Raw genomic sequence first — 25,116 nt, 5'->3', positions numbered from 1 at the left:
CGAACTCTCCCTGCGACAACGCACGGTATCCGACGTTGTTCCCGAGACGCGAAGAGGATAACCGGACGACGATCTCCGCACCCAATGATCAACACCGCCGTCCGCTGCGACATCAGTCCGGTTGTGGCCGCGGGCCGAACACCGCCGAACCCACCCGGACCAGCGTCGCGCCCTCGGCCACGGCGGCCTCCAGATCGCCGCTCATCCCCATCGAAAGTACCGGGAGACCGGCGCCGATGACGTCGGCCGCGCGGTCGCGGACCTCGCGCAGCTCGCGGTACGACGCCCGCACCGCGGCGTCGTCGGGCGACTGCAGCCCGACCGTCATCAGCCCGCGAACCCGCAACCGGTCGCGGGTGGCCACCTTCTGGACGACGGCGACGGCCTCGTCCGGCGACACGCCGGACTTGCTCGCCTCTCCGGACGTGTTGACCTGCACCAGCACGTCGAGTGTGCGGTCGAGGGTCTCGAGCCGGCGCTGCAGGCGGTCGGCGAGGTCGGCGCCGTCGACGGACTGCACACAGCTGACGTAGCGCAGCACCTGGTTGACCTTGTTCGACTGGAGGTGGCCGATGAAGTGCCGTTCGCACGGCAGCCCGGCGAGTTCGGCGTCCTTCGCCGCCAGCTCCTGGACCCGGTTCTCGCCGATCAGCCGGGCGCCGGCGGCAATCGCCTCGGCGATCCGCGCGGCCGGCTGCGTCTTCGTGGCCAGCAGCACCTCGACCTCGTCCGGCGCCCGGCCGGCCGCCACGCAGGCGGCGTCGACGCGGGCACGCACCGCCGCGAGGTTGGCCCGGATGTCCGCGTCGGCCGGCATCGATCCCCTTCCAGGTGAACTCTGTCATCCATTGTCGTCGGGCCGGGCATGGCCGTAGGTACGGTCACCCTGGCTCGGCGCCTCGCACCGACGACGTCGAGGAGACCTCCGGCCCCCTCTTGTCGCCGGTATGCCCGGCCCTCCTAGGGTCTCTTCCGTGACGGTACTGGTCGGCTGGATCCTCGCGCTCGGGATGGTCGTCGTGGTGCCGCTCGGGCTGCGGCTGATCGACGACGACCGGCAGCGGCTCGGTCCAGTCGGGCAGGTGTGGCCGTTCGCGGGACTGCTCGGCGGGCTGTCCCTGCTGCTCGGCCGCGGTGACGCGTTCGCCGTCGTGCTGGCCTGCTGTTACGCCGCGGTGGCGGCGTGGCTCGCCGTGCTGGCGCTGCTGCGGCTGCTGCGCCGCCGGTCGCTGGCCCCGGTCGAGATCGCCGTGCTCACCGCGATGGTCGCGCCGTCGATCGCCGCCAGCAGCCTGGTCGCCGAGCGCGGCGGCTGGGAGCTGTTCGGCTTCGGCATGACGACGCAGCTGCTGACGGTCGCGCACTTCCACTACGCCGGGTTCGCGGCCGCCCTCGTCGCCGGGCTGACCGTGAGCCGCGCGCCGTCACCGTCGTCGTCGATCGCGGCGCTGACCGTGCCGGGCGGCATCGCGCTGGTGTTCCTCGGCTACTTCACCGGCGATGGCGTCGAGCTGGCCGGCGCCGTCGTGCTGACGGCCGGTATGTGGCTGCTCGGCTGGACGGTCTGGCGCGACGTCGCGACCTCGGCCCGCAGCCGGCTCACCCGGACGCTGTTCGCGGTGAGCGCGGCGGTGCTCGCGGTGACGATGCTGCTGGCGCTGAGCTGGGCCGCCGGGCACGTCTGGGACGCCGTACCGCACCTGTCGCTGACCTGGATGGCCGCGACGCACGGGCTGGCCAACGCGCTCGGCTTCGCGGTGTGCGGGCTGCTCGCCTGGCGCCGGGTTCAGCGCTCCGGCGACACCCCGGCGACGAACCTCATGTCCGGGTAGCGGTCGCCGGCCGGGACGATGTCGTCGAGCAGCTTCAGGTCGGCGGCGTCGAGCGTGACGTCCAGCGCGCCGAGGTTCTGTTCCAGGTAGCTGCGCCGCTTCGTTCCCGGGATCGGCACGACGTCGTCGCCCCGGGCCAGCACCCAGGCGAGCGCCAGCTGACTCGGCGTGACGCCCTTCGCGGCGGCCAGCTCGCGCACCCGCGCCACCAGCCGAAGGTTCTGCTCGAACGCCGCACCCTGGAACCGCGGGCTGTGCCGCCGGTAGTCGTCAGGGCCGAAGTCGTCCGGCGAGGTGATGGCGCCGGTGAGGAAGCCGCGGCCGAGCGGGCTGTACGGCACCAGCCCGATGCCCAGCTCACGGCAGGTGCCGACGACGTCGCCCTCGAGGTCGCGGCTCCACAGCGACCATTCCGTCTGCAGGGCCGCGATGGGGTGGACGGCGTGCGCCCGGCGGATCGTGTCGGCAGCGGCCTCGGACAGGCCGAGGTACCGGACCTTCCCGGCCTGGACCAGCTCGGCCATCGTGCCGACGGTGTCCTCGATCGGGACCGTCGGGTCCACCCGGTGCAGGTAGTACAGGTCGACGTGGTCGACGCCGAGCCGCCGCAGCGACCCCTCGATGGACGACCGCACGTACGCCGGGCTGCCGTCGTAGCCGCGCGCCAGCGGGTCGGACGGGTCGAGGACGATGCCGAACTTCGTGGCCAGCACGACCTCGTCGCGCCGGCCGGCGATGGCCCGTCCGACCAGCCGCTCGTTGGTGTGCGGCCCGTACTGGTCGGCGGTGTCGAGCAGCGTGACGCCGAGGTCGAGGGCGCGGTGGATGGTGGCGACGGACTCGGTGTCGTCGCCGGAGCCGTAGGCGTGCGTCATGCCCATGCAGCCCAGGCCGAGAGCGGAGACCGTCAGGCCGGACCGGCCGAGGGCGCGCCGCGGGATCGGCGGGGTCACGGCGCCGCCGTCCCGCCGTACTTGGCGATCTTGAAGTCGACGACGTCGAGGGCGACGCGCAGCGCCTCCATGCGCAGCCGGACCGCCTCGCGGTGCTTCACCAGCAGCGCCAGCCGGTCGGGCTCCGTCCCCGGGCCGAGGGCGACCAGCTCGAAGTAGCGCTGGATGTCGCGGATCGGCATGTCGAGCATGCGCAGCCGGGTGATGAACACGACCCGGTCGACGTCGTCAGGGGTGTAGTGCCGGCGCCCGGCGCTGTCGCGCGGGACGTCGAGCAGGCCGATGCGCTCGTAGTAGCGCAGGGTGTGGGCCGTCACGCCGGTGCGTCCGGCCACCTCGGAGATGGTCTCGGTCGGCGGGATGATCGGGGTCTCGCGCACGTCGAGCGTCGTCACGCTTCGACGGTAGGACTTCGAGTGCACTCGAAGTCAAGTCATTCGTAGCCGAACGTCTGCGTCCAGTACGGTCCGCGGCCGCTGTCGGCCGCGCCGACGCCGATCGCCTCGAAGTCACAGTTCAGGATGTTCGCCCGGTGACCGTCGCTGTCCATCCAGCCCTCGACGACGGCTTCGGCGGATTGGTAGCCCCACGCGATGTTCTCGCCGCCCCAGCTGTCGTAGCCGGCCCGCTCGGCCCGCTCGCCCGGCCCGACGCCCTCGGGGGTGACGTGGTCGAAGTAGTCGCGCTCGGCCATGTCCTCGCTGTGCGCGGCGGCCGCCTCGTGCAGCCGGTCGTCGGCGCGCAGCGGGCCGCAGCCCTCGTCCGCGCGGACCTCGTTGGTGAGGTCGACGACCTCCTGCTCCCGCTCGGACATGCCCTCGGGGTCGGGCTCCTGCGACGGATCCGGCGAGCCGACGTTGGTGGGCTCGTCCGGCTCGTCCGGCTCCTCCGGCTCGGTGGTCTGCTCCGGCTCGTCCGGCTCCTCGGGCTCCGGTTCCTCCGTCGGGGTCGGCTCCTCCTCGGGCTCCGGCTCCGCGGTCTCGGTGGGGGTGGGCGTCGGTGTCGGCGTCGGGGTGGGCGTGACGGTCGGCGTCTCGGTGGCCGGCGGCGAGGCGTCCAAGGGGATCAGCTGGGCGCTCTCGGCCCGCGGGACCGCGACCGGGTCGTCGCCGCAGCCGGCCGTCACGAGGACGGCGATGACGGCCGCGCAGGCCGCGGTCCTCGCCCGCCTTGGCCGCATGCCCGCCTCCGTCCCTTCGACGGAGGGCATTCTTGCCCCGGCCCGGAGTGTCCGAAACCTCCTGGTTCCTGGTCAGAGCGTGCCGAGCCAGGCCCAGACGACGGTGCCGGCGCGGTCCAGCTGGGCCGGGTCGACGACGGCGGGCACGTCGCCGGCCGAGTGGTAGCCCTCGTACGGGACGCTGCCCAGCCGCGCCGACGGCAGCTCGGCCTTCTCGAACGACCAGTGGTCGCTGGACCGGTTCTCGCAGGTCTGCACCGGGACGGCGGCCGTCGCGGCGGCGGCCACGAGCGCGTCGCGCAACGCCGTCGTGCCGCGGCCGCCGGTGCACACCGGCACGTGGTCGGCGGCGACGCCGACGCGGTCCAGCGACACCATGCCGGCGGTGGCGGCCGCCTGCTCCGCCGTCAGCTCACGCACGTAGAACTGGGAGCCGAAGTGGTGCATCGAGTCGCCGTCGCCGCGCGGCTCCTCGGCGCCGAACGCGACGAACCGCACCGGCACGCCCGGCGGTTGCGCTGCGGCCATGCGGGCCAGCTCGGCCATCACGCCGATGCCGGACGCGTTGTCCTCGGCACCCGGCGCCTGCGGCACGGTGTCGAGGTGCGCGCCGACGACGACGTGCGGCCGGGCGGGGTCGAACCCGGGCGGGTCGGCCACGACGTTCGTCGACGTCCCCGCCTCGACGTCGACGCCCCAGGAGTTGCCGGCCGGCACCGGGAACGGCGTCGTCGTGACCTCGTAGCCGAGCGCCGTCATCGTGTCGACGACGTACTGCGCCGCCTGCTGGAAGCCCGCCGACGTCGCCTCGCGCGGCCCGACCGTCCCGGCCAGGTATTCGACGACGGCGTACGCGGCGGCCGGGTCGAACACCGGCGGCGGGACCGGCGTGGGCGTCGGGGTGGGTGTCGGCGTCGGCGTGGGCGTGGGTGTCGGGGTCTCGGACCCGGTCAGGATCGACGGCGACGGCGCCGACGCAGGCTCGTCGTCGCCGCTGCACGCCGTCGCTGTCAGGGCGAGAACGGCGGCCGCCGCGAGACTCCACCTGGCCACTCTGCATGGTACGTCGCTAGTCGCAGGGGCGGTCGGCGCCGACGGCGTACGCGCGGGTGGTGCCCTCGGTGACCAGCCGCTCGATCGCGCCCAGCAGGCGGTCGACGTCGGCGGAGGTGGAGCCGAGGCCGAAGCTGGCCCGCAGCGCACCGTCGTCGACACCCAGGCGGGCGAGCAGCGGGTGGGCGCAGAACCGGCCGTCGCGCACGCCGATGGCGTGCTCCTCGGACAGGTACTCGGCCACCTGCCGCGCGGCGTACCCGTCGACGGTGAAGGCGACGACGCCGACGGCGGAGGCGCTGTCGGGCCACAACCGCAGCGTCCGCACGCCCTCGATGCGGTCAAGGCCGGCCAGCAGCCGCCGGCGCAGCGCCGACTCGTGCACCTCGACGCAGCCCTCGGGCAGCGCCGCGACCGCCTCGCACGCCGCGGCCAGCGCGGCCGCCCCGATGACGTTCGGCGAGCCACCCTCGTGCCGGGCCGGCGCAGGCGCCCACTGCGTCGCCGTCGTCGTGACCTCGCGGACGGCGCCGCCACCGGCCAGGTAGGGCGGCGCGGCGTCGAGCCAGTCGCGCCGGCCGACCAGTACGCCGGCGCCGAACGGCGCGTAGAGCTTGTGCCCGGAGAACGCCACGTAGTCCAGCTCGCCGGCCACGATGTCGATGCGCCGGTGCGGGGCCAGCTGCGCGGCGTCGACGGCGATGCGCGCGCCGTTGCGGTGCGCCAGCCCGGCCAGCGCGCCGAGCGGCAGCTGCTCACCGGTCACGTTCGAGGCGCCGGTGACGGCCAGCAGCGCGGCCGGGCGCCGCGCCAGCTCGACCTGCAGGCGGCTGAGGGTCTGCGCCAGCGTCGGCGCGGCCTCGACGACGCGGTGCGGGCCGCGCTGCCAGGGCAGCAGGTTCGCGTGGTGCTCGAGGTCGAGGACGACCACCTCGCCGCCGTCGGGCACGCAGCCGGCCAGCAGGTTCAGCGCGTCGGTCGTGTTGCGGGTGAACACGACGACGTCGTCGGGGCGGGCGCCGACGAACCGGGCGACGCTCGCGCGGGCGTCCTCGTAGCGCTGGGTCGACAGCTGCGAGGCGTACCCGGCGCCGCGGTGCACGCTCGCGTACGTCGGCAGGATCTCCGCGACGTGGTCGGCGACGGCCCGCAGCGCCGGTGCGCTGGCGGCGTAGTCGAGGTTGACGTAGCGGGCGTCGCCGCCGGCGGCCAGCGGTGCCCGCAGGTCGGCGCCGACCACGGGGAGCAGCGGCTGAATGGGGGCGGCCGGCAGCGGCGCGTGGACGCGGGGCAGGTCGGTCACGGTCACGGGTCCTCCAGGTCTCCGGGACCCGGGGCACGGATCCGCGCTTGCCGTCTCGGGATCGAGCCGGCCAGGTCGTCACCCGGGGCACCCCACCGCGGCGGAGGGTTGCCGGCCAGCGAGCCGGGGCTTGGCGCTGGCGCTCATGACCTTTCGACCGGAAGCCTAGCCACCCGCTCGGCAACCCGTCCACCCATTGAGCGAGATCGTCTCAGGGAATGAGAATCCACACCGGCTCGCGGCGATCCGGCCCGGCGCGGCAGAATGCCGGAGACGTCCTGCCGAAGAGAGTGGAACCACGTGCCCAAGCCCGCCCTGCCGTCCGTCCAGCAGCGCATCGCCGACGAGCTCGGTGTCCGCGAGCCCCAGGTCGGCGCCGCCGTCGGCCTGCTCGACGAGGGCGCCACCGTCCCGTTCATCGCGCGCTACCGCAAGGAGCGCACCGGCGGGCTCGACGACACCCAGCTGCGCACGCTCGAGGAGCGGCTGCGCTACCTGCGCGAACTGGAGGAGCGCCGCGCCGCCGTGCTCGAGTCGGTCCGCGAGCAGGGCAAGCTCGACGACGCCCTCGAGGTGCAGATCCTGCTGGCCGACACCAAGGCCCGGCTCGAGGACATCTACCTGCCGTACAAGCCGAAGCGGCGCACGAAGGCCCAGATCGCCCGCGAGGCCGGGCTGGAGCCGCTGGCCGACGGCCTGCTCACCGACCCCACGCAGGACCCGCAGGCAACGGCCGCGGCGTACCTGAACCCGGAGGCCGGCGTCGACGACGCCGCCGCGGCGCTGGCCGGCGCCCGGGCGATCCTGGTCGAGCGGTTCACCGAGGACGCCGACCTCATCGGCACGCTGCGCGAGCAGGTGTGGACGGCCGGGCGCATGACGGCGAAGGTGCGCGAGGGCCAGGAGCAGGCCGGCGCGAAGTTCGCCGACTACTTCCAGTTCGCCGAGCCGCTGACGAAGCTGCCGTCGCACCGCGTGCTGGCGATGTTCCGCGGCGAGAAGGAGCAGGTCCTCGACCTCACCGTCGACCCCACCGGCGACGACGGCTCCACCGCGGCGTACGAGGGCGAGATCGCGCACCGCTTCGGCATCCGCGACGAAGGCCGGCCGGCCGACGCGTGGCTGGGCGAGACCGTCCGCTGGGCCTGGCGCACCCGCATCCTGCTCCGCCTCGACCTCGACCTGCGCACGCGGCTGCGCGAGGCGGCCGAGGAGGAGGCGATCAGGGTCTTCGCCACCAACCTGCGCGACCTGCTGCTGGCCGCGCCGGCCGGCACCCGCGCCACGCTCGGCCTCGACCCCGGGTTCCGCACCGGCGTGAAGGTCGCCGTCGTCGACGCCACCGGCAAGGTCGTCGCCACCGACACGATCTACCCGCACCAGCCCACGAACCGGTGGAACGAGGCGCTCACGGCGCTGGAGCGGCTGGCGCGCGAGCACGACGTCGACCTCGTCGCCATCGGCAACGGCACCGCTTCACGTGAAACGGACAAGCTCGCCGCCGACCTCGTCAAGTTGCGGCCCGGGCTGACCAAGGTCATGGTCTCCGAGGCCGGTGCGTCGGTGTACTCCGCATCGGCGTTCGCGTCGCAGGAGCTGCCCGGCATGGACGTCTCGCTGCGCGGCGCGGTGTCCATCGCCCGGCGGCTGCAGGACCCGCTGGCCGAGCTGGTGAAGATCGACCCGAAGTCCATCGGCGTCGGCCAGTACCAGCACGACCTCCCCGACTTCTCGCTGTCCCGCTCGCTCGACGCCGTCGTCGAGGACTGCGTCAACGCCGTCGGCGTCGACCTCAACACCGCCTCGACCCCGCTGCTCAGCCGTGTCTCCGGCATCACGCCCGGGCTGGCCGAGAACATCGTCACGCACCGCGAGAACCACGGCCCGTTCCGCACCCGCACCGCGCTCAAGGAGGTCACGCGGCTCGGCCCGAAGGCGTTCGAGCAGTGCGCCGGCTTCCTGCGCATCCAGGGCGGCGACGACCCGCTCGACACCTCCGGCGTGCACCCCGAGGCGTACCCGCTGGTCCGGCGAATCGTCGGCACCTCGGGGCGTGATCTCAAGGGGCTGCTCGGCGACACCCGGGCGCTGCGCGAGTTCCGTCCGGCCGACTTCGCCGACGACGTCTTCGGCGTCCCGACGGTCACCGACGTGCTGCGCGAGCTGGAGAAGCCCGGCCGCGACCCGCGCCCGTCGTTCCAGACCGCCACGTTCAGCGACGGCGTCGAGAAGCTCACCGACCTCACGCCCGGCATGCGACTGGAGGGCGTCGTGACCAACGTCGCCGCGTTCGGGGCGTTCGTCGACGTCGGCGTGCACCAGGACGGTCTCGTGCACGTGTCGGCGATGTCCAAGCGGTTCGTGTCCGACCCGCGCGAGGTGGTCAAGCCCGGCGACGTCGTGCAGGTCAAGGTCATGGACGTCGACGTCGATCGCAAGCGCATCTCGCTGACGCTGCGCCTCGACGACGAGCTGCCCGCGCCCGGCGCCGGCGGCCGGCAGCCGCGCGGCGGCCAGCCCCGCGGCGGTCAGCCAGGCGGCGGTCAGCCAGGCGGCGGTCAGCCAGGCGGCGGTCAGCCAGGCGGCGGGAAGCCGCCCCGCAACCGGCCGCCGCGCGAGCGTGACTCCACCCGCGACTCCACCCCTGGCGGCGCCATTGCCGACGCGTTCCGGCGGGCCGGCTACGACCGCTGACCCCTCACGGGGTGGTGCCCAGCTTGGGGTCGAACGCCCGCACCCAGAACACCCCGTGCTCGGCGTCGTAGTCCTGGATCATCGCGGTGTTGCCCGGGCGCAGCTCCTCAGCGCCGTCGTGGCGCACCTCGATGACGACGGGCGCGCCGTCGGCGCCGGTGACCTCGGCCTGGCCGGCGTCGGGACCGACCTCGCCGGTGCGCACGACGCAGATGCTGCCGACCAGCCGGGCCGGGTCGGCGGGCCGGCCGGGCCGCAGCACGCGGCGGATCGGCCGGGTCAGTACGGCCGTCCCCAGCGCGGCGGCCGCGAGCGCCAGCACGACGATCACCACGGACGCCACCAATCCCGGCGGACGTGCCGAGACGTCGCTGTCGTGCAGCAGCGTGCCGGCCAAGGTGGCCAGCCAGGCGAGCAGGAGGAACACGGACCCGATGACGTTCAGCGGCACGCCGTCGCCGGACACCGGCGGGTTCCCGCCGACCATGACCAGCAGCCAGTACACGAGGACGGCGACGGCGAGGAACGTGAACGGCACCACCGGGGACGTCATGGCGGCGTCGAAGAGATCGTTGATCGCCACCGTCCAGCCTTCCGAACGCGCAGGTGGTCAGCGTGACTATAGCGCCGCAGCCGGGCGCGCTACCGGCATTTTCGGCCAACACCTAAGGTCGCCCTGTCGAGGGTCAGGCACACCGGCGGCGACTGGGGGCCGGAGGCTCCCACGAGTCGTCGGTCGAGGGCGTGAGGTGACCGGAGCGAGTGACGGCCGGTGCCTGGCCCGAAGCATGAGAGGGGTTGCTGTGCGGGCGATGGTGTACGAGAGGTTTCGCGAACGGCCGGTCGTCCGCGACGTTCCCGAGCCCGCCTGCCCGCCCGGCGGCGCCGTCATCAAGGTCGAGGCGACCGGCCTCTGTCGCAGCGACTGGCACGGCTGGCAGGGCAGCGACGACGACATCGAGGTGCCGCACGTGCCCGGCCACGAGCTGGCCGGCGTGCTCGCCGAGGTGGCGCCCGACGTCGCGGACCACGGCTGGCGGCCGGGCGCGCGCGTCACCGTCCCGTTCGTCTGCGCGTGCGGCGAGTGCGAGCAGTGCCGGGCCGGCGACCACCAGGTCTGCGAGCGGCAGACGCAGCCGGGCTTCACCCACTGGGGCTCGTTCGCGGAGTACGTGGCGATCGAGCACGCCGCGATCAACCTGGTCCGGCTGCCCGACGAGGTCGGGTTCGCGACCGCGGCCGGGCTCGGCTGCCGGTTCGCGACGGCCTACCGCGCGGTCGTGCAGCAGGGCCGGGTCGCCGACGGCGAGTGGGTCGCGGTGCACGGCTGCGGCGGGCTGGGGCTGTCCGCCGTCATGATCGCCGCCGCGCACGGAGCGCGGGTGGTCGCCGTCGATGTGACGGCGCCGGCGCTCGCGCTGGCCCGGACGGCAGGCGCCGCGGTCACCGTCGACGCGAGCGACGGGACCGACGTCGTGGCCGCCGTCCGCGACGCCACCGGCGGCGGGGCACACCTCTCCCTCGACGCGCTGGGCAGCACGGCGACGTTCCAGAACTCGGTGCGCGGACTGCGCCGGCGCGGGCGGCACGTCCAGGCCGGGCTGCTGCTGGCCGAGCACGCGACCCAGGCGGTCGCGATGGGCCCGCTGGTCGGGACGGAGCTGGAGCTGCTGGGCAGCCACGGCATGGCGGCGCACCACTACCCGGCGATGCTGGCCGAGGTCGCCGACGGCACGCTCCGGCCGGAGCTGCTGCTCGGCTGCGAGCTGACCCTGGAGGACGGCGTCGACGCGTTGCTGGCGATGACGGACGGCTCGCCGACCGGCGTGACGATCCTGCGGCCGGGTCAGGTCGCCGGGCGCGAGTAGAGCGCCGACATCCACACGTGGGTCAGCACGTCGGCCAGCCGCTTCCGGTCGCCGAACGGCTCGACGTCGAGCGCGGCGAGGTAGTACAGGCGCTCACCGAGCCAGGTCAGCGTCGCGGCGAGATCGTGCGGGTCGACCGACGACGGCGTCAGGCCGCGCTCCTGGTCGGCGCGGATGCGCGCCTCGGTGATGGCGGTGTAGCTGCCCATCAGCTCCAGCCACAGCGCGCGCAGCCGCGGGTCGGAGTGCCAGTTCTCGACGACGGCGCGCAGCAGCGCCGCGTGCTCGGCCCAGAAGGTGGCACCGCCCTCGATGCCGGCCCGCACGCCGGGCTCGGGATCGGCGCCGGGCGGATGCTCGAGCCACGGATCGGCCATCTCGCTGGTGACGCCGACGGCCTCGCGGATCAGCTCGGCCAGCACGTCGTGCTTGCCCTCGAAGTAGAAGTAGAAGCTGCCGCGCGCGACGCCCGCCGCCTGGAGCACGTCGGCGACGCTGAGCTCGTCGAACCGGCGCTCGTCGAGCAGATCCTTGGTGGCGGTCAGGATGGCCCGCCGCACGTCGCGGTCGTCGCCGGAACGCGCGGGCGGTACCCGTCGCCGCGCCACGAGGTCAGCCTAGCGACAGCCATGGACAATCAGTCTGGACACTTCGTCTAGACGGGTCGTATGCTCGAAGCTGAACACTTTGTCTAGACGCTGTGTTCAGCGTCCGATGAGAGGACACCATGCGTTATCGACTGCTCGGTCGCAGCGGCCTGCGCGTCTCCGAGCTCTTCCTCGGCACCATGACGTTCGGCGAGGACTGGGGCTGGGGCGCCGCGGAGGCCGAGTGCCGGGCGATGCTCGACGCGTACGCCGCGGCGGGCGGCAACGTCATCGACACCGCCAACCAATACACAGACGGAGCCAGCGAGCGGATCCTGGGCGAACTGCTGGGCAAGGACCGAGACCGATACGTGCTCGCCACCAAGTACACCCTGACGCTGGACGGCAGCGACCCGAACGCGTCCGGGAACCACCGCAAGAGCCTGACCCGTTCGCTCGAGCACAGCCTGACCAGCCTGCGTACCGACCGCATCGACCTGCTCTGGGTGCACATCTGGGACCAGCACACGCCGATCGAGGAGACCATGCGCGCCCTGGACGACGCCGTCCGCGCTGGCAAGGTGCTCTACGTCGGCATCTCCGACGCCCCGGGCTGGGTCGTGTCGCGCGCCAACATGCTGGCCGAGCTGCGCGGGTGGACGGCGTTCGCCGGGCTCCAGGTTCCGTACAGCCTCACCCGCCGAGACGTCGAACGCGACCTGCTGCCCATGGCCGACGCGCTCGGTCTGTCCGTCGCCGTCTGGTCGCCGCTGGCCGCCGGCGTACTGACGGGGAAGTTCACCCGCAGCACGCCCGCCGCGCCCAGCCGGGTGGCGAGCGCCGACGTCTCCGAGCGCGACCTGCGCATCGCCCGCGAGGTCGACGCCGTCGCCGACGAGCTCGGCGTCACCTCGTCGCGGGTGGCCTTGGCCTGGACCATGGCGCGGCGGTCGAACGTGCACCCGATCGTCGGCGCCCGCAGCGTCGACCAGCTCACCGACAACCTGGCCGCCGCCGACCTCGTCCTCCCCGACGAGGCGCTGGCCCGCCTGGACGACGTCAGCACCATCGAGCTGGGCTTTCCACTGGACTTCATCGACTCCGCCCAGGGCTTCGTCTACGGCGAGGCCGGCACGCGCGTCACCGCGCGATCCTGAGAGGACAGGCATTGCTCTACACCCGGCTCGGCACGTCCGGTCTCGTCGTCTCCCGGCTGACCTTCGGCGCCATGACCTTCGGCAGCTACGAGGTCGGCAACGGCTTCCGCGCCGACGTCGGCCAGCGCGACGCGGACCGGATGGTCGGCGTGGCGCTGGACGCCGGCGTCACCGTCTTCGACACCGCGGAGGCGTACGGCAACGGCGCGAGCGAGGAGGTCCTCGGCGCCGCACTGGCGCGGTCAGGCGCCCGCGACCGCGTCGTCGTCGCCACCAAGGTCTTCAACGGTCCCGGTCCCGACGTCAACGGCAGCGCGCTGTCGTACCGGCACGTGGTCAACAACGCCGAGGCGGCGCTGCGCCGGCTCGGCACCGACTGGATCGACCTCTACCAGCTGCATCTGCCCGACTTCCACACCCCGCTGGACGAGACGCTGCGCGCCCTGGACGACCTGGTCCGCCGCGGCCTGGTGCGCTACACCGGCTGGTCGAACTTCCCGGCCTGGTACGCGGCCCAGGCGCGCGCCGTCCAGGAACGCGCGGGCTGGGCGCCGTTCGTGTCCGGGCAGCTCTACTACTCACTGGTCGGCCGCGACGCCGAGGACGAGCTGCTGCCGTACACGCGCGCGGCGGGCCTGGGCACGCTGATCTGGTCGCCGCTGGCCAGCGGCTTCCTCACCGGCAAGTACACCCGGGCCGACCCGTCCGGCGGGGGCGGGCGGCGCCGCGACTTCGCCGTCCCGCCGGTCGACCTCGAGCGCGGATACGACGTCGTCGACGCGCTGCGCGAGCTGGCCGGCGAGCACGGCGTCACCCCGGCGCAGGTGGCCTACGGCTGGCTGCTCGCCCGGCCGGGCGTCAGCTCGCTCATCGTCGGCGCCAGCAGTCCCGAGCAACTGGCCGAGAACCTCGCCGCCGCCGACTTCGTGCTGCCGGCCGGCGACGTCGCCCGGCTGGACGCGCTGACCACGCCCGCGCCGCGCTACCCGGCCTGGGCGGTGCCGGCAGGCGACCCGGCAGAGGTGCCGCGGTGAGGGTCTTCGTCACCGGCGCGACGGGGTTCGTCGGCGCCGCGGTCGTGCGGGCGCTTCGCCGGCGCGGGCACACCGTCACCGGCCTGGCCCGCAGCCCGGCCAGCACCGCGGCGCTGGTCGCGGCCGGCGTCGAGCCGCTGCCGGGCTCGCTCGGCGACGGCGACGCGCTGCGGGCCGGCGCGGCGCACGCCGATGCCGTCGTGCACGCCGCCTTCTCGCGGCAGTACCTCGACGACACCGGCGCGGCGGTCGCCACCGAGCGAGCCGCCGTCGGCCACCTGCTCACCGCGCTCGACGGCACGGCCACGCGGTTGCTCTACACCAGCGGGCTGGGCGTGGTCGGCGACACCGGCGACCGCGAGGTCGGCGAGGACACCGACGTCGAACCGCCGGCCCCGATGCGCTGGCGGCGCGAGCTGGAGCTGCGAGTGCTGGCGTCCGGGCACGGCGTCGTGCTGCGGCCGCCGCTGGTGTACGGGCACGGCCAGGGCCACGTACTCGAGATCATGGTCCGGACGGCGCTGGAGCGGGGCGCGTCGTCGTACCCCGCCCCGGGGGACCCGCCCCTGGCCCAACGTGCACGTCGACGACCTCGGCCGGGCGTTCGCGCTGGCCGCCGAGGACGCGCCCGCCGGGACCCTGCTGCACGTCGTGGGTGGCGTGTCGACGGCGAAGGAGATGAGCGAGGCGATCGGCCGGCTCATCGGCGCACCGGAGGCGACGTCGGCGCTGCCGCTGGACGTCGCCCGGCGCGAGCTGCCGATCGCCGACTGGATGGCGGTGCGCCAGCGCATCGGCGCCCGCCGCGTGCGCGACCTGCTCGGCTGGCGGCCGGAGGGGCCGTCCATCGCCGCGGACCTGGCCGAAGGGACCTATCGCCGGTTGCTCCCGCAATGATATGACTGTTTCCATGACCCGGAGACGACACGCGGTCATCGCCGCCACCGTCCTGTTCGCCGCCACCTCCGTCACCGCAGCCGCCCCGGTGAGCGCCACCGACGCGCGCCTCCCGGAGCCCACCATCGCCACCGGCCTCGGCTTCGACACCTGCACCGCACCGTCGGTCGCCGCGCTCGACGCGTGGTGGGGCACGTCGCCTTACACCACCGTCAACATCTACTTCGGCGGCATCAACCGCGGCTGCCGCCAGCCGAACCTGACGCCGTCGTGGGTCCAGACCGTCAGCGGCATGGGCTGGGGCCTGCTGCCGACCTACATGGGCCACCAGCCGATCTGCATCCTCGGCACCAAGGAGCACCGGTTCACCGAGGCCGACGCCACCGCCATCGGCACCGCGAACGCGCAGGACGCCATCGCGCAGGCCCAGCACCTCGGGCTGCTGCCGGGCAGCGCGCTGTACGCCGACGTCGAGCACTACGACCGCCGCGACACCTCGTGCATCACCGCGGTCCGCCGCTACGTCTCCGCGTGGACGACGACGCTGCACGACGCGGGCTACCTGGCCGGGGTGTACGTGCACCAGGACTCCGGCGTGCGCGACCTGTCCGCCGTCTACGACTCCCCCGACTACGCCCGTCCCGACGCCGTCTGGATGGCGCGGTGGGACGGCAACCCGGCGCTCACCGGGTGGCCGACGGCGCCCGACAGCCAGTGGTCGAATCACCAGCGCGCCAAGCAGTACCTCGGCGACCACAACGAGACGCACGGCGGCGTCACCATCAACATCGACAGCGACTCCCTCGACGCGCCCATCGCCACGGTTGCAGATCGATAACTAGGCTGACCTCCCTGTTCACGCCCTGTTCGCAGGAGCAGACTCGATGGTGACGGACGGGGGGTCCATCATGCGCACACTCACCAAGGCGGCGGGGGCCGCCGTCGCCGCCGCCACGTTCGTGGCCGCGAGCATCAGCACGGCGGCCGCGCTGCCGGACTCGCCGGTCTACTATCCGCCCGGGTCGGCATCGACTCTCGCCATCGGGCGCGGGTTCGACACGTGCACGGCCCCGTCGATCTCGGCGCTGAAGACGTGGCTCGCGTCGTCGTACCGGACGGTCAACATCTACTTCGGCGGAGTGAACCGCGGCTGTGCCCAGCCGAACCTCTCCGCCGGCTGGGTGCGCGACGCGACGGCGGCCGGCTGGCGGCTTCTGCCCACGTACTTCGGCCGGCAGCCGTACTGCATGCTGGGCACGAAGCCGCACCGCTACACCGCCGGGACGGCCGGGGCGTACGGCACCTCCGAGGCGCAGGACGCCATCGCCCAGGCACGCGCCCTGGGCCTGCTGCCTGGCAGCGCCCTCTACGCCGACGTCGAGCACTACGACCGCACCGACGCCACCTGCGCGCTCGCGGTGCGCCGCTACGTCTCCGCCTGGACGACCACGCTGCACGGCGCCGGCTACCTGGCCGGGGCGTACGTGCACCAGGACTCAGGGCTGCGCGACCTGTCCGCGTCCTACGGGAACTCGAGCTGGGCCCGCCCGGACGCCGTGTGGATGGCCCGGTGGGACGGCAACCCCGCGCTGAGCGGCTGGCCGACGGCGCCGAATGCGCAGTGGGCCGGGCACCAGCGGCTCAAGCAGTACCTCGGCGACCACAGCGAGACCTGGGGCGGCGTCACACTCCACATCGACAGCGACGCCCTCGACGCGCCGGTCGCGACGACCGCCCGCAGCTACAGCGTGACCAGCTCGACGTCGCTGAACGCGCGCAGCGGGCCAGGCACGTCCTACCCGGTTGTCAGCAGCCATACGCCCGGCAGCACGCTCGCGGTGATGTGCCAGGGCCTCGGGTCGGTGGTCGGGACGAGCTCGGTGTGGGACCGGCTCACCAACGGCGCGTGGGTCGCAGACTATTACGTCTCGACGCCGTCGAACACGACATTCTCCAGCCCATTGCAGCGGTGCACGTACCCCGGTCAGGTCACCAGCACCACACCGCTCAGCGCGCGCACCGGACCGGGTGTGTCATATCCGGTCAGCGGCGCTGCGCTGCCGCCTGGAGCGCTGGCGTGGGTGATGTGCCAGAACACGGGAACGGCGGTGGGCACCAGCGCCGTCTGGAACCGGATGGCCGACGGACGCTGGGTGCCCGACTACTACGTGGCCAACCGCTCCAACACGACGTACAGCGCACCCGTGCCGCGCTGCCCGTGAGCCGACACGGGCCGGTTCGTGCGGCGCGGGTCCGGCCCTGCCTCTACGCTGCTGCTGCCAGGTGTTGTCGTCACAAGGAAGGTCTCACCGATGGCTGGGAAGTTCGAGCTCTACAAGGACAAGTCCGACCAGTACCGCTTCCGCCTGAAGGCCGGCAACGGCGAGGTCATCGCCGTCGGCGAGGCCTACACCAGCAAGAGCGGCGCGCTGAACGGCATCGACTCCATCAAGCGCAACGCCGCCGACGCGGAGGTCGACGACCAGACCGACGACTGACGTCCGGGCGTCGCGAGAGCCCCGGTCCGCAGTGCGGGCCGGGGCTCCGGTCGTCTAGCGTCGGGGCACATGGCAGCCCTGCGTGAGATCGTCATCGACTGCGAACACGCCCCGAGCCTGGCCCGCTTCTGGGCCGCCGTGCTCGACGACTACGAGGTCCTTCCCTACGACGACGCCGAGATCGCGCGGCTGGCCGCGCTCGGCCTCACCCCCGAGACCGACCCCACGGTGGGTGTCGGCGGCCCCGGCCCGACGCTGTTCTTCCAGCAGGTGCCCGAGCCCAAGACCGTCAAGAACCGCGTCCACCTCGACGTCGAGGCGCCGGACCAGCAGGCCGAGGTCGACCGGCTGCTCGCCCTCGGGGCCACCGTGCACAGCGTCCACGAGCGGTGGACCACGATGCTCGACCCCGAGGGCAACGAGTTCTGCGTCGCGCAGCCCGGCTGACGGGCAGCGTGTGTCTCCACGGTCTAGGGCTGGGCATCGGCCGGTTCTGGGCGGCGCGTGAACGGCCACCTTGCAATGAGCACCGTGACGCACCACCCTCAGCCGAACGCAGCTTGGCACGGCTGGCGTCGCGCTTGGTTGGGCTGATCGTCGCCGGCGTGTCCGGAATGTCGGCCTCTGAACGACGATCTACCCAGCCAAGCCGTCATGGTCCATCGTGCCGGAGGCCCGGCCCCGCAGCGGGGTGGTGCGTGGAAGCGCTCATTGCAAAGCGCTGCGGACGGCCGGGCGAGTCGCCGGTATCTCGGCCGGCCGTGCCCGATCAGGTGACACCACGCGGAGCAGGTGAGGCGCCCCGGGTAGCGCCGACACTGCCCATTCCGCGCGGTTCTCAGTCGGCCGTCGCCGCCGCCTGCGCCGCCCGCTGCCGTAGCGCCCGCCAGGCCGGCAGCAGTGTCGCAGTCAGCGTCAGCCCCAGCGCCACGGCCACCACGCCCAGGTAGATCAGCGGCGAGCCCGACGGCGTCAGCTGGTCGGCCCGCGCGAGGCTGAACGGGACCAGCGTCGCGACCGAGGCGAGCGTGCCGAGCGTGATGCCGACGGCCGCCACCAGCACGCCCTCGGCGCTGACCATCCGCAGCACCTGGGCGCGGGTGGCCCCGGTCAGCCGTTGCAGCCCGAACTCGCGCCGCCGCGCGCCGGTACTGGCCGACAGCACGTTGATCACCGAGATCGCGGCGTACGCGACGATCATCAGGACGATGGTGTAGTTGGCGAACGCGAGGGTGCGCTGCTGGTCGCCGTAGTCGTCGAACAGCGCCGCGCGGTCGGCGACGGCCAGCCCGGGCGTCGCCGCGGCCAGCTCGCGCAGCTCGGCCAGGACGGGAGCGGCCGACCCGCCGTCGGCGGCGACCAGGATCTCGTGCGCGCCGCCGGTGGTCGTGTGCGGCGCCAGCAGGTCCGCCGGCAGCAGCAGCGTGTCGTAGTCGTCGGCGGCGTCGAAGGTCGCGGTCACCTCGACCGTCGCGGCCGCGCCGTCGCCCAGCCGCAGCGTCAGCTCGTCGCCGATGCCGACCCCGAGCGACCGCGCGTGGTCCGCGTCCAGCGCGACGGTGTCGCCGGTCAGGTCGGTCATCGCGCCGTCGACCGTCGTGACCGGGGTGGTCGCGGCCGCGCCGGCGGCGGTGACGCCCTGCAGCGTCCAGCCCTCGTCGCTCTGCGAGTCGTCGTGCGGCGACTCGACGAAGCCCGTGCTGCGGACCAGCTCGGAGGCGCCGGCGACGCCCGGCAGCGCGGCGATCCGGTCCACCAGCTCCGGCTCGGCCGACACGGACGACGTCACGACGGCGTCGGCGACCAGCCCGCGGGTGAACGTCTCGCGGTTGACCGCGTCCTCGGTGGCCTGCAGGTAGAGGGTGCCGGTGGCGATGCCGGTGAGCATGATGATCGGGGTGACGACGGCGGCCGTGCGCGCCGTGCGGCCGCGGGCGTTGAGCACGGCCAGGTGCCCGGAGACGCCGGCGACGGCCCGGACCGGCCACTGCAGCAGTGCGGTCATCGCACGGGTCAGGACGGGGGCCAGCAGCGCCAGGCCGATGGCCCACAGGAACACCGCGGGGCCGGCCGTGCTGGACGTGAGCGGGCCGCTCATCACCGTCACCGTGACGACGCCCAGCGCGATGCCGCCGCTCAGCGCCAGCAGCCCGAACACCCAGCGCCACGCACCCATCGTGCGGGTCTGCAGGTCGGCCTCGGTCAGCGCCTGGGTGGGCCGGACGGCGGCCGCCCGGCGGCCCGCGACCAGCGCGCCGCCGATCGCCGCGATCAGCGCCGCGCCGACCGCCGACACGATCGGGATCCAGCCCTGCCGGAACTCCACACCGGCCGGCACGACACCGGCGTCGGTCATCCGCTCGAACAGGAACCGGCCCAGGTACTGGCCGGGGATCAGCGCGACGGACGTCGCGACCACGGACAGCACCAGCGTCTCGCCGAGCACCATGCGGCGCAGCTGGCCGGGCGTCCCGCCGACCGCGCGCAGCAGCGCCAGCTCGCGGCCGCGCTGCTGGATGGACAGCGCCAGCATCGACGCCACGCCGAACATCGAGACCATCGTCGCCCAGCCGCCGAACACCCCGGCCAGCGAGATGAGGTCCTCGCTGCTGGCCTGCGCCTCGGGCAGCTCGGCCAGGCCGCGGTCGTCGCCGGTGAGCGTCGTCGTGGCGGTGCCGTCGAGCGCGGCGTCGATGCGCTCGCTCAGCTCACCCGCGCCGACGCCGGGCGCGGCCGTCACCGCGATCGCGTCGACGGTGCCGGCGGGTGCGGGCTCGTCCAGCACGTGCCCCTCGGCGGCGGCCACGCCGTCGACGGCGGCGACCGTCGCGACCAGGTCGTCGTCGACGCGCACCCGCTCGGGCAGCACCGCCGACTCGTCGGTGCCGGGGATGGCGTAGCGCTGCTCCCCCGCGACGACGACGTCGGCGCCGGTCAGCTGCTGCGGCGGCACGGCGGTGCGGATGCCGGTCTCCATCAGCCCGCCGCACGCCATCACCATGGCGGCGCCGAGGACCATCGCCACGAACGCCGCCACGAACGCTCCCATGCGATACCGCAGGGTTCGTACCGCCAGACCGAACATCGGTTGCTCCCGAGAACCTGGTCGCGCGGGGTGCGCGACGTCGGGTTCGACGCTACGGAGCGGGCGGCGCGGTACCCATGGCGCTGACCGGCGGCTTCACCGGGGGGACAGCCCCACCTCAGACGCTGCGGCGGGCCAGCCAGTCGGGCCGGAGCAGGCCCATGACGATGGTATCGACCCGCTGGCCGTCCCACAGCAGCGACTCGCGCATCCGGCCCTCGACGACGAACCCGCACTTCTCGTAGGAGCGCTGCGCCCGCGGGTTGAACGCGTACACCTCGAGGTCGACCCGATGGACGCCGACCTCGTCGAACAGGTGGCGCAGCATCAGCTCGATCGCCTCCGGGCCGAGGCCCCGGCCACGGTACGTCTCGATGAGGTCGATGCGGAAGCCGGCGGTCTCGTTGTCGGCGTCGATGTCGTTGACGGCGATGCCGCCGGCGTACTCACCCGTGACGGCGTCTTCGATGACCCAGTCGAGCCGCTCGTCCTGCTCGGCCCGGCTGGCGCAGTAGGCGTCGATATCGGCCCGGGTGAACGTGCGGTGGGTGCCGGTGAGCCGCATCGACTCGGGATCGTGCAGCGACTCGAACAGGGCCGCGGCGTGCTCGGGGCCGAGCGGGACCAGCCGAATGCGCTCGCCGGTCAGCGTGGGCGTGGTGGCCACGGCTGCTAGGTTGATCACCGGCCCTGTCTACCGGCCGCGGGTCGCCGGCGGCAATCGAATTTGCGCAGCCGGACAAAGGCGAAGGCCCCTCGGAGTAAGGGTCCGAGGGGCCTTCTCAGTCGACCAGAACCATCACCGCCGGATGAACCGGCCGGATGCTCGCCACCTCCGATGACGGCAGCTCGAGCGGCGGTGCTCTCACGGTTGCCCGTGGGTGCTCCACTGCCCTTCCGGTCTGCCGGCTGGCTCCGTCAGCCGCCCCGCGCATCGGTGTGCGGTTCGTCGGGTTGCCCCGACGTGGCGAACTGCCGTTATCCTTCCGGCCCGCCCTCGACTCGTTCAGTGCCTTTGACCAGGTCACCCCGGCTTTCCGGCTCCGAACTCGTCGATGACGATGGAGTATTTCTAGTCCTGTCGCGCACGCCGCACAAGGGGTTCGGCGAAGATTTCCGGGCCCTTTCGTCACCCACAAGGCTGTCCACAAGAGGCTGAGCGTGAGCCGTCCGTTACCCACACCCCTGTGCACAGAATCTGTGGACAACTCGGCGGACTTCACCGCCGGTTCAGCACCCGTGTGACGGCCGCGACGACGGTCGTGGCGAGCACCGCGCCGCAGAAGACGAGCCCGTAGGCCACGACCAGATCCATCCCGCGCGGGTCCCACGCGGCGTCCTGGCCGAGACTCAGGATCGGGATCAGCAGGTCGAGCGTGTAGCCGATCGGGTTGAACGTCGGGTGGACGTTCACCTCGACCGGGTCCAGCTCCTTGCCCCAGAAGTACACCGTGCCGAACAGCAGCAGGCCGACGAACCAGAGCGCCGCCAGGCCGGGCCGATAGCCGAAGCCGACGGTGTAGTCCTGCAGGTAACCCCAGCCCTTCATCAGCAGCTGGCCCAGCGACGACGTGCCGAGCAGGTCGCGGCGGTGCCGGAGCCGGGCCAGCAATACGGTGCGCGCGGCGGCGTCGTCGCCGGAGCGGCGGTAGTGGTTGGCCAGCTGCTCGTACACCTGGTGCTGGTAACCGGTGGGGTCGCGGCGCAGCCAGGCGAGCGCGGTCTCGACGTCGGCGTCGCCGGGGTCGTCGAAGGTCAGGCCGGACAGCATCACCATCGACGTGTCGGTGGGGTCCATCACCAGCGTGCGGACCTCGGACTCGCGCAGGTCGACGGCGATCTCGCCGGCCGGCAGCTCGACCGTGCCGGCCTGCAGCTCGGACAGGTCGATCAGCGTCCGCGCCTCACGCGCCGTGGTGGCGGCGACGTTCAGGTCGTTCATGAGGATCCGCCGGGCCACCACGGCCTCGTGCAGGCTGACCAGCGGCCGCTCCTGCTCGGTGCCGGCCTTCGGGGCGTCGGCGGTGTGGTCCTGGCTGATGGTGACCTGTTCGCAGGAGAGCTCGCCGATGTGCGCGCGGTCCAGGCGCACCTCGCCGACGATGGTCAGGGGGCCGTTGCCGGTGGAGCGCCGCGAGCCGAGCTCGACCGCCCCGGACACCTGCAGGTTCGGCGCGAACACCGCGGTGCGGCCCGGGTTCGTCAGCGTGGTGCGGCCGCGGACCAGCAGCCGGCCGGTCAGGGCCACCTCGGCCAGCGAGAACTGCCCGGTCAGCTCGACGTCGCGGCACTCCAGGTTGCCCTCGACCTTGAGCCCGGCGGCCGCGACGATCTCCCCGACGGGCACCCGGCCGTCGTTGCGCTCGCCGATCACGCCGTGCACGTCGGTCAGCACGACGCTGAAGCCCACCTCGGCCCGCCGCAGCGCCACACCGCCGGTCAGCTCGGCGTCGCGGAGCTGGAACGAGCTGCCGACCACGACCTGGGCGGCGTCGACGGCGATCCGGCCCGGGTGGTGATAGCGGCCGCCGTCGAGGATGAGGTCGCCGCCCACCCGCGTCCGCGCGAGCACGACCGCGCCGTCGACGTCAAGCCGGGTCAGCCGGAACACCCCACAGCGGACCTCCGGCAGCAGCAGTGCCGTCCGTCCGGGCGCGGCGAAGCGCGCATGGCGCAGGCTCAGCCCGGCCGAGAAGGTCGACCCGGTGAGCCGCAGCGCGCCGCGGAACTCGCCGCCGTCGACGAGGAACTCGTCGGACGTCGCCTGGATCGCACTGAACACGATCGACCCGTCGGCCGACCCGACGCCGTGCCCGGCCAGCGTCGAGCCGCTGAGCACGAACCGGCGCCGCACGTGCGCCTGGTCGAAGGAGACGGTGCCCTCGATCTCGGCCCGCTCGAACGAGACCTTGCCGCCCACCTGCATGCCGGTGCCGTCGAGCGCCCGATGGTCGGGGCGGCGCAACTCGGCGCCGTCGAACACGAGGTCGCCGCCGACCTTGCCGTCGCGCATGACGACGCCGCCGTCGGCCCAGAAGCCGCCGAGGTCGGTGGAGTACGGGTCGTTGCCGACGACGAGGTCGCCGCGGACGTCGATGCGCGGCGCGATCAGCGCGTTGCCGTCGGGGTTGTAGATCTGCGCGCCGGTCAGCACGACGCTGTCAGCGACCGCCGCGGTGAGCCGGACGGCGCCGTCGCAGACCATGCCGCGGGCGGTGAACCGGCCGTCGACCCGCAGCCCGATGGCGTCGACGCCCATGCCGGACGCCTCGATGTAGGCGCCGCGCAGCAGCACGTCGCTGCGGACCCGGGCCTGGAACAGCCGCAGCTGACCCTGCACCCGGACGCCGTCCATGGCCAGGCTCTTGCCGAGGTCGGCGTGGGCGAGGTCGATGTCGCCGCGGCAGCGGAACCGCCGGCCGAGCACCAGCCGCTCGCCGATCACGGCCCGCGACGCGGCCAGCGCGCGGTAGCCGCCGTCGAGGTTCGCGCCGCTGAGGAAGACCGCCGCGCCGACCCGGATGCCCTTGATGTTCAGCCCGCCCATGGCGGACAGCCGCTCGAGGTTGAGGTCGCGACGGACCGTCGCCGACTGCAGGCTCACCGCCCACGAGTCGTCCGGGTTGGTGACCCGGGTGCCGACGAGCCGGACCGACGTCGCCTCCATCTCGTCCAGCATGACGCGGCCGACCAGCCGGGCGCGGTCGGCCACCAGGGAGCCGACCGCGGCGCCGATGCCGACCAGCGCGTACCCGCCGGGGTTGCTGATCTCGACGCCGCTCAGCGCGAGGGTGTCGCGGACGACCCCGCGTGGGATCAGCATGCGGCCGAGGATGCGGGTGCCGTTCTCGGCCTCCAGCCGGTCGGCCTCGATGTCGCTGGCGATCAGCGCGTCGCCGCCGGGGTTGGCCAGCACCGCGGCGTCGAACACGACGCTGCCGGCGATGGTCGCATGGCCGAGGTCGATGGCGCCGCTGCAGCGCAGGCCGCGGCCCTGCACGCCGCCCGCGACCAGCCGGCGGGCGTCCAGCGCGACACCGTGCCGGTTGCGCAGGACGGCGTCGGTGAGGTCGACCCGGCCGGCCACCGTCGCGCCCGACAGCACGATCGGGCCGCGGACCCGCGCGCCGACCAGGCCGAGGCCGCCGTCGACCCGCAGCCGCTCGGCGTCGACGGCCTCGCCGGACGACGCGAACAGCCGCGCGCGGGTGAGCAGCAGGTCGCCGCCGACGCTGAGGTTGCGGGCGTGGAACAGCGTGGAGTGACCCTGGAAACGGCTGTCCTCGAACGACGCCGACCGGTGCACGTGGGTGTCGACCATGCTCACCGAGCCGACCAGGCACTCGCGGACCGACAGCGCGTTCTGCACGTCGACGGACTCCGCACGCAGGTCGGGCACCCGGCAGCGGACCAGCTCGACGCCGGCCGCGGTCAGCTCCGCGAGCGCGAGGAGGTCGTCGATCCAGCACATGTCCAGCCGCAGCGGCCGCTCCAGGCGCCCGTAGCGCAGCTGCAGGCCGCCGGTGATGCGCGCGCCGGTGAGCCGGACGGCGGCGCCGGGCACCCCGCCGGGGTCGCGGAGCAGCTCGTCGACGATGCGGGCCCGGACGGTACGCGACTCGTCCCACGCGTCGGCGGACTCGACGGAGCGGGGATCGATGTCGCGTCCGAGGTCGGCCTCGCCGCCGCGCGCCACGGCCGCCCGCAGCGCTGACTCGGCCCGGCTGAGCCTGTCGCGCACGCTGCCTCCCGGTCCGGCCATCTCATCCTCGCCGTTGTCGGTGATCAATGTAACGGCAACGGCAAAGCGGTTGTATACGGACGGACCAGCTCGAAGCGATCCCGGCGATACGCCGTGTCGTTACGCGGCGTTCATCCGCGGATGCGATAAGAATCAAGAAGACCCCTCGGGGTAAGGGCCCGAGGGGTCTTTCACCTGCGCCGACGCGAGCACCAACGCGTCGATACGCAGCGT

At 73.4% G+C, this 25,116-nt stretch carries 21 protein-coding genes, 1 pseudogene and 1 riboswitch; of the genes and pseudogenes, 11 read left to right on the top strand and 11 right to left on the bottom strand.

Translation table 11 applies throughout. The features are described from left to right. Nucleotides 1-112: 112 nt before the first annotated feature. Nucleotides 113-817 (bottom strand): YggS family pyridoxal phosphate-dependent enzyme, encoded by a 705-nt coding sequence (locus tag BLV05_RS06605; RefSeq protein WP_046766859.1) that lies wholly within the window; start codon nt 815-817, stop codon nt 113-115. Between the two features lie 157 nt (nt 818-974). On the opposite strand from BLV05_RS06605, the gene BLV05_RS06600 reads away from it, so the two are divergent. Then, complete coding sequence (locus tag BLV05_RS06600) at nt 975-1,832, top strand: YndJ family protein (RefSeq protein ID WP_046766860.1); 858 nt, start codon at nt 975-977, stop codon at nt 1,830-1,832. On the opposite strand, the gene BLV05_RS06595 is transcribed toward BLV05_RS06600, so the two are convergent. The 5 genes from BLV05_RS06595 to BLV05_RS06575 form a co-directional block, all read right to left on the bottom strand. After that, nucleotides 1,787-2,773, bottom strand: coding sequence for an aldo/keto reductase (locus tag BLV05_RS06595; RefSeq protein WP_152690605.1), 987 nt, complete (start codon nt 2,771-2,773; stop codon nt 1,787-1,789). The genes BLV05_RS06600 and BLV05_RS06595 overlap by 46 nt on opposite strands. Nucleotides 2,774-2,781: 8 nt before the next feature. Continuing rightward, entirely contained in the window at nt 2,782-3,180 is a 399-nt protein-coding gene (locus BLV05_RS06590; RefSeq protein WP_046766861.1) for a MerR family transcriptional regulator, read from the bottom strand. 38 nt (nt 3,181-3,218) lie between these two features. Then, complete coding sequence (locus tag BLV05_RS06585; protein ID WP_152690568.1) at nt 3,219-3,965, bottom strand: CAP domain-containing protein; 747 nt, start codon at nt 3,963-3,965, stop codon at nt 3,219-3,221. Between the two features lie 72 nt (nt 3,966-4,037). Beyond that, the gene (locus BLV05_RS06580; RefSeq protein WP_082154924.1) at nt 4,038-5,018 is read right to left on the bottom strand and encodes a M28 family metallopeptidase; all 981 of its coding nucleotides are present in this window, start codon (nt 5,016-5,018) and stop codon (nt 4,038-4,040) included. A gap of 16 nt (nt 5,019-5,034) precedes the next feature. Beyond that, on the bottom strand, nt 5,035-6,327 hold the full coding sequence (locus tag BLV05_RS06575) for an aminotransferase class V-fold PLP-dependent enzyme (RefSeq protein WP_052762115.1): 1,293 nt from the start codon (nt 6,325-6,327) through the stop codon (nt 5,035-5,037). A 32-nt stretch (nt 6,328-6,359) separates the two neighbouring features. Further along, nucleotides 6,360-6,472: riboswitch (SAM riboswitch) on the bottom strand. 149 nt (nt 6,473-6,621) lie between these two features. Between BLV05_RS06575 and BLV05_RS06570 the strand changes: the two genes are divergently transcribed. Then, entirely contained in the window at nt 6,622-9,015 is a 2,394-nt protein-coding gene (locus tag BLV05_RS06570; protein ID WP_269149040.1) for a Tex family protein, read from the top strand. Between the two features lie 4 nt (nt 9,016-9,019). Here BLV05_RS06570 and BLV05_RS06565 read toward each other — a convergent pair whose 3' ends face one another. Continuing rightward, nucleotides 9,020-9,598 (bottom strand): hypothetical protein, encoded by a 579-nt coding sequence (locus BLV05_RS06565; protein ID WP_052762116.1) that lies wholly within the window; start codon nt 9,596-9,598, stop codon nt 9,020-9,022. A gap of 220 nt (nt 9,599-9,818) precedes the next feature. On the opposite strand from BLV05_RS06565, the gene BLV05_RS06560 reads away from it, so the two are divergent. Continuing rightward, complete coding sequence (locus BLV05_RS06560; RefSeq protein ID WP_046766863.1) at nt 9,819-10,883, top strand: zinc-dependent alcohol dehydrogenase family protein; 1,065 nt, start codon at nt 9,819-9,821, stop codon at nt 10,881-10,883. On the opposite strand, the gene BLV05_RS06555 is transcribed toward BLV05_RS06560, so the two are convergent. Then, complete coding sequence (locus tag BLV05_RS06555) at nt 10,862-11,491, bottom strand: TetR/AcrR family transcriptional regulator (protein WP_046766864.1); 630 nt, start codon at nt 11,489-11,491, stop codon at nt 10,862-10,864. The two genes, BLV05_RS06560 and BLV05_RS06555, sit on opposite strands and share 22 nt — an antisense overlap. Nucleotides 11,492-11,610: 119 nt before the next feature. Here BLV05_RS06555 and BLV05_RS06550 point away from each other — a divergent pair, with 119 nt between their 5' ends. From BLV05_RS06550 to BLV05_RS06520, 8 genes and pseudogenes are all read left to right on the top strand, one after another. After that, entirely contained in the window at nt 11,611-12,627 is a 1,017-nt protein-coding gene (locus BLV05_RS06550) for an aldo/keto reductase (protein ID WP_046766865.1), read from the top strand. A gap of 11 nt (nt 12,628-12,638) precedes the next feature. Further along, nucleotides 12,639-13,661, top strand: a complete 1,023-nt coding sequence (locus tag BLV05_RS06545; RefSeq protein WP_046766866.1) for an aldo/keto reductase — start codon at nt 12,639-12,641, stop codon at nt 13,659-13,661. Beyond that, nucleotides 13,658-14,131, top strand: a pseudogene (locus tag BLV05_RS38520) (NAD-dependent epimerase/dehydratase family protein); the annotation flags it as partial. The gene BLV05_RS06545 and the pseudogene BLV05_RS38520, both read left to right, overlap by 4 nt. A gap of 106 nt (nt 14,132-14,237) precedes the next feature. Next, nucleotides 14,238-14,558 carry a Rossmann-fold NAD(P)-binding domain-containing protein gene (locus tag BLV05_RS37550; RefSeq protein WP_046766868.1) on the top strand — a complete coding sequence of 107 codons (321 nt, stop codon included), beginning with the start codon at nt 14,238-14,240 and terminating at the stop codon, nt 14,556-14,558. Between the two features lie 13 nt (nt 14,559-14,571). Continuing rightward, nucleotides 14,572-15,396 (top strand): glycoside hydrolase domain-containing protein, encoded by an 825-nt coding sequence (locus BLV05_RS06535; RefSeq protein WP_197683558.1) that lies wholly within the window; start codon nt 14,572-14,574, stop codon nt 15,394-15,396. Nucleotides 15,397-15,442: 46 nt separating this feature from the next. Further along, nucleotides 15,443-16,780: a glycoside hydrolase domain-containing protein gene (locus BLV05_RS06530; protein ID WP_046766869.1), complete on the top strand. Its 1,338-nt coding sequence runs from the start codon at nt 15,443-15,445 to the stop codon at nt 16,778-16,780. Nucleotides 16,781-16,870: 90 nt separating this feature from the next. Continuing rightward, on the top strand, nt 16,871-17,056 hold the full coding sequence (locus BLV05_RS06525) for a YegP family protein (protein ID WP_046766870.1): 186 nt from the start codon (nt 16,871-16,873) through the stop codon (nt 17,054-17,056). A 69-nt stretch (nt 17,057-17,125) separates the two neighbouring features. Next, entirely contained in the window at nt 17,126-17,503 is a 378-nt protein-coding gene (locus BLV05_RS06520) for a VOC family protein (protein WP_046766871.1), read from the top strand. A gap of 391 nt (nt 17,504-17,894) precedes the next feature. Here the strand turns inward: BLV05_RS06520 and BLV05_RS06515 are convergent, their stop codons facing one another. The 3 genes from BLV05_RS06515 to BLV05_RS06505 all read right to left on the bottom strand — a co-directional run bounded on the left by BLV05_RS06515 (nt 17,895) and on the right by BLV05_RS06505 (nt 24,882). Next, a complete protein-coding gene (locus BLV05_RS06515; RefSeq protein WP_197683557.1) occupies nt 17,895-20,105 on the bottom strand; it encodes an ABC transporter permease in 2,211 nt (736 codons plus the stop codon). A 154-nt stretch (nt 20,106-20,259) separates the two neighbouring features. Then, the gene (locus tag BLV05_RS06510; protein WP_197683556.1) at nt 20,260-20,808 is read right to left on the bottom strand and encodes a GNAT family N-acetyltransferase; all 549 of its coding nucleotides are present in this window, start codon (nt 20,806-20,808) and stop codon (nt 20,260-20,262) included. A 552-nt stretch (nt 20,809-21,360) separates the two neighbouring features. Next, the gene (locus tag BLV05_RS06505) at nt 21,361-24,882 is read right to left on the bottom strand and encodes a hypothetical protein (RefSeq protein WP_157524214.1); all 3,522 of its coding nucleotides are present in this window, start codon (nt 24,880-24,882) and stop codon (nt 21,361-21,363) included. Between the last annotated feature and the right edge of the window lie 234 nt (nt 24,883-25,116).

This window comes from Jiangella alkaliphila (assembly GCF_900105925.1).
Classification (GTDB): Bacteria; Actinomycetota; Actinomycetes; order Jiangellales; family Jiangellaceae; genus Jiangella; species Jiangella alkaliphila.
This window is presented reverse-complemented; position numbering and strand designations above follow the sequence as displayed.

Coding starts and splice junctions, on each gene's coding strand:
- BLV05_RS06605 (WP_046766859.1), bottom strand. CDS start 817: ATGCCGGCCGACGCGGACATCCGGGCCAACCTCGCGGCGGTGCGTGCC.
- BLV05_RS06585 (WP_152690568.1), bottom strand. CDS start 3,965: ATGCGGCCAAGGCGGGCGAGGACCGCGGCCTGCGCGGCCGTCATCGCC.
- BLV05_RS06550 (WP_046766865.1), top strand. CDS start 11,611: ATGCGTTATCGACTGCTCGGTCGCAGCGGCCTGCGCGTCTCCGAGCTC.
- BLV05_RS06535 (WP_197683558.1), top strand. CDS start 14,572: ATGACCCGGAGACGACACGCGGTCATCGCCGCCACCGTCCTGTTCGCC.
- BLV05_RS06530 (WP_046766869.1), top strand. CDS start 15,443: ATGGTGACGGACGGGGGGTCCATCATGCGCACACTCACCAAGGCGGCG.
- BLV05_RS06525 (WP_046766870.1), top strand. CDS start 16,871: ATGGCTGGGAAGTTCGAGCTCTACAAGGACAAGTCCGACCAGTACCGC.
- BLV05_RS06520 (WP_046766871.1), top strand. CDS start 17,126: ATGGCAGCCCTGCGTGAGATCGTCATCGACTGCGAACACGCCCCGAGC.
- BLV05_RS06515 (WP_197683557.1), bottom strand. CDS start 20,105: ATGGGAGCGTTCGTGGCGGCGTTCGTGGCGATGGTCCTCGGCGCCGCC.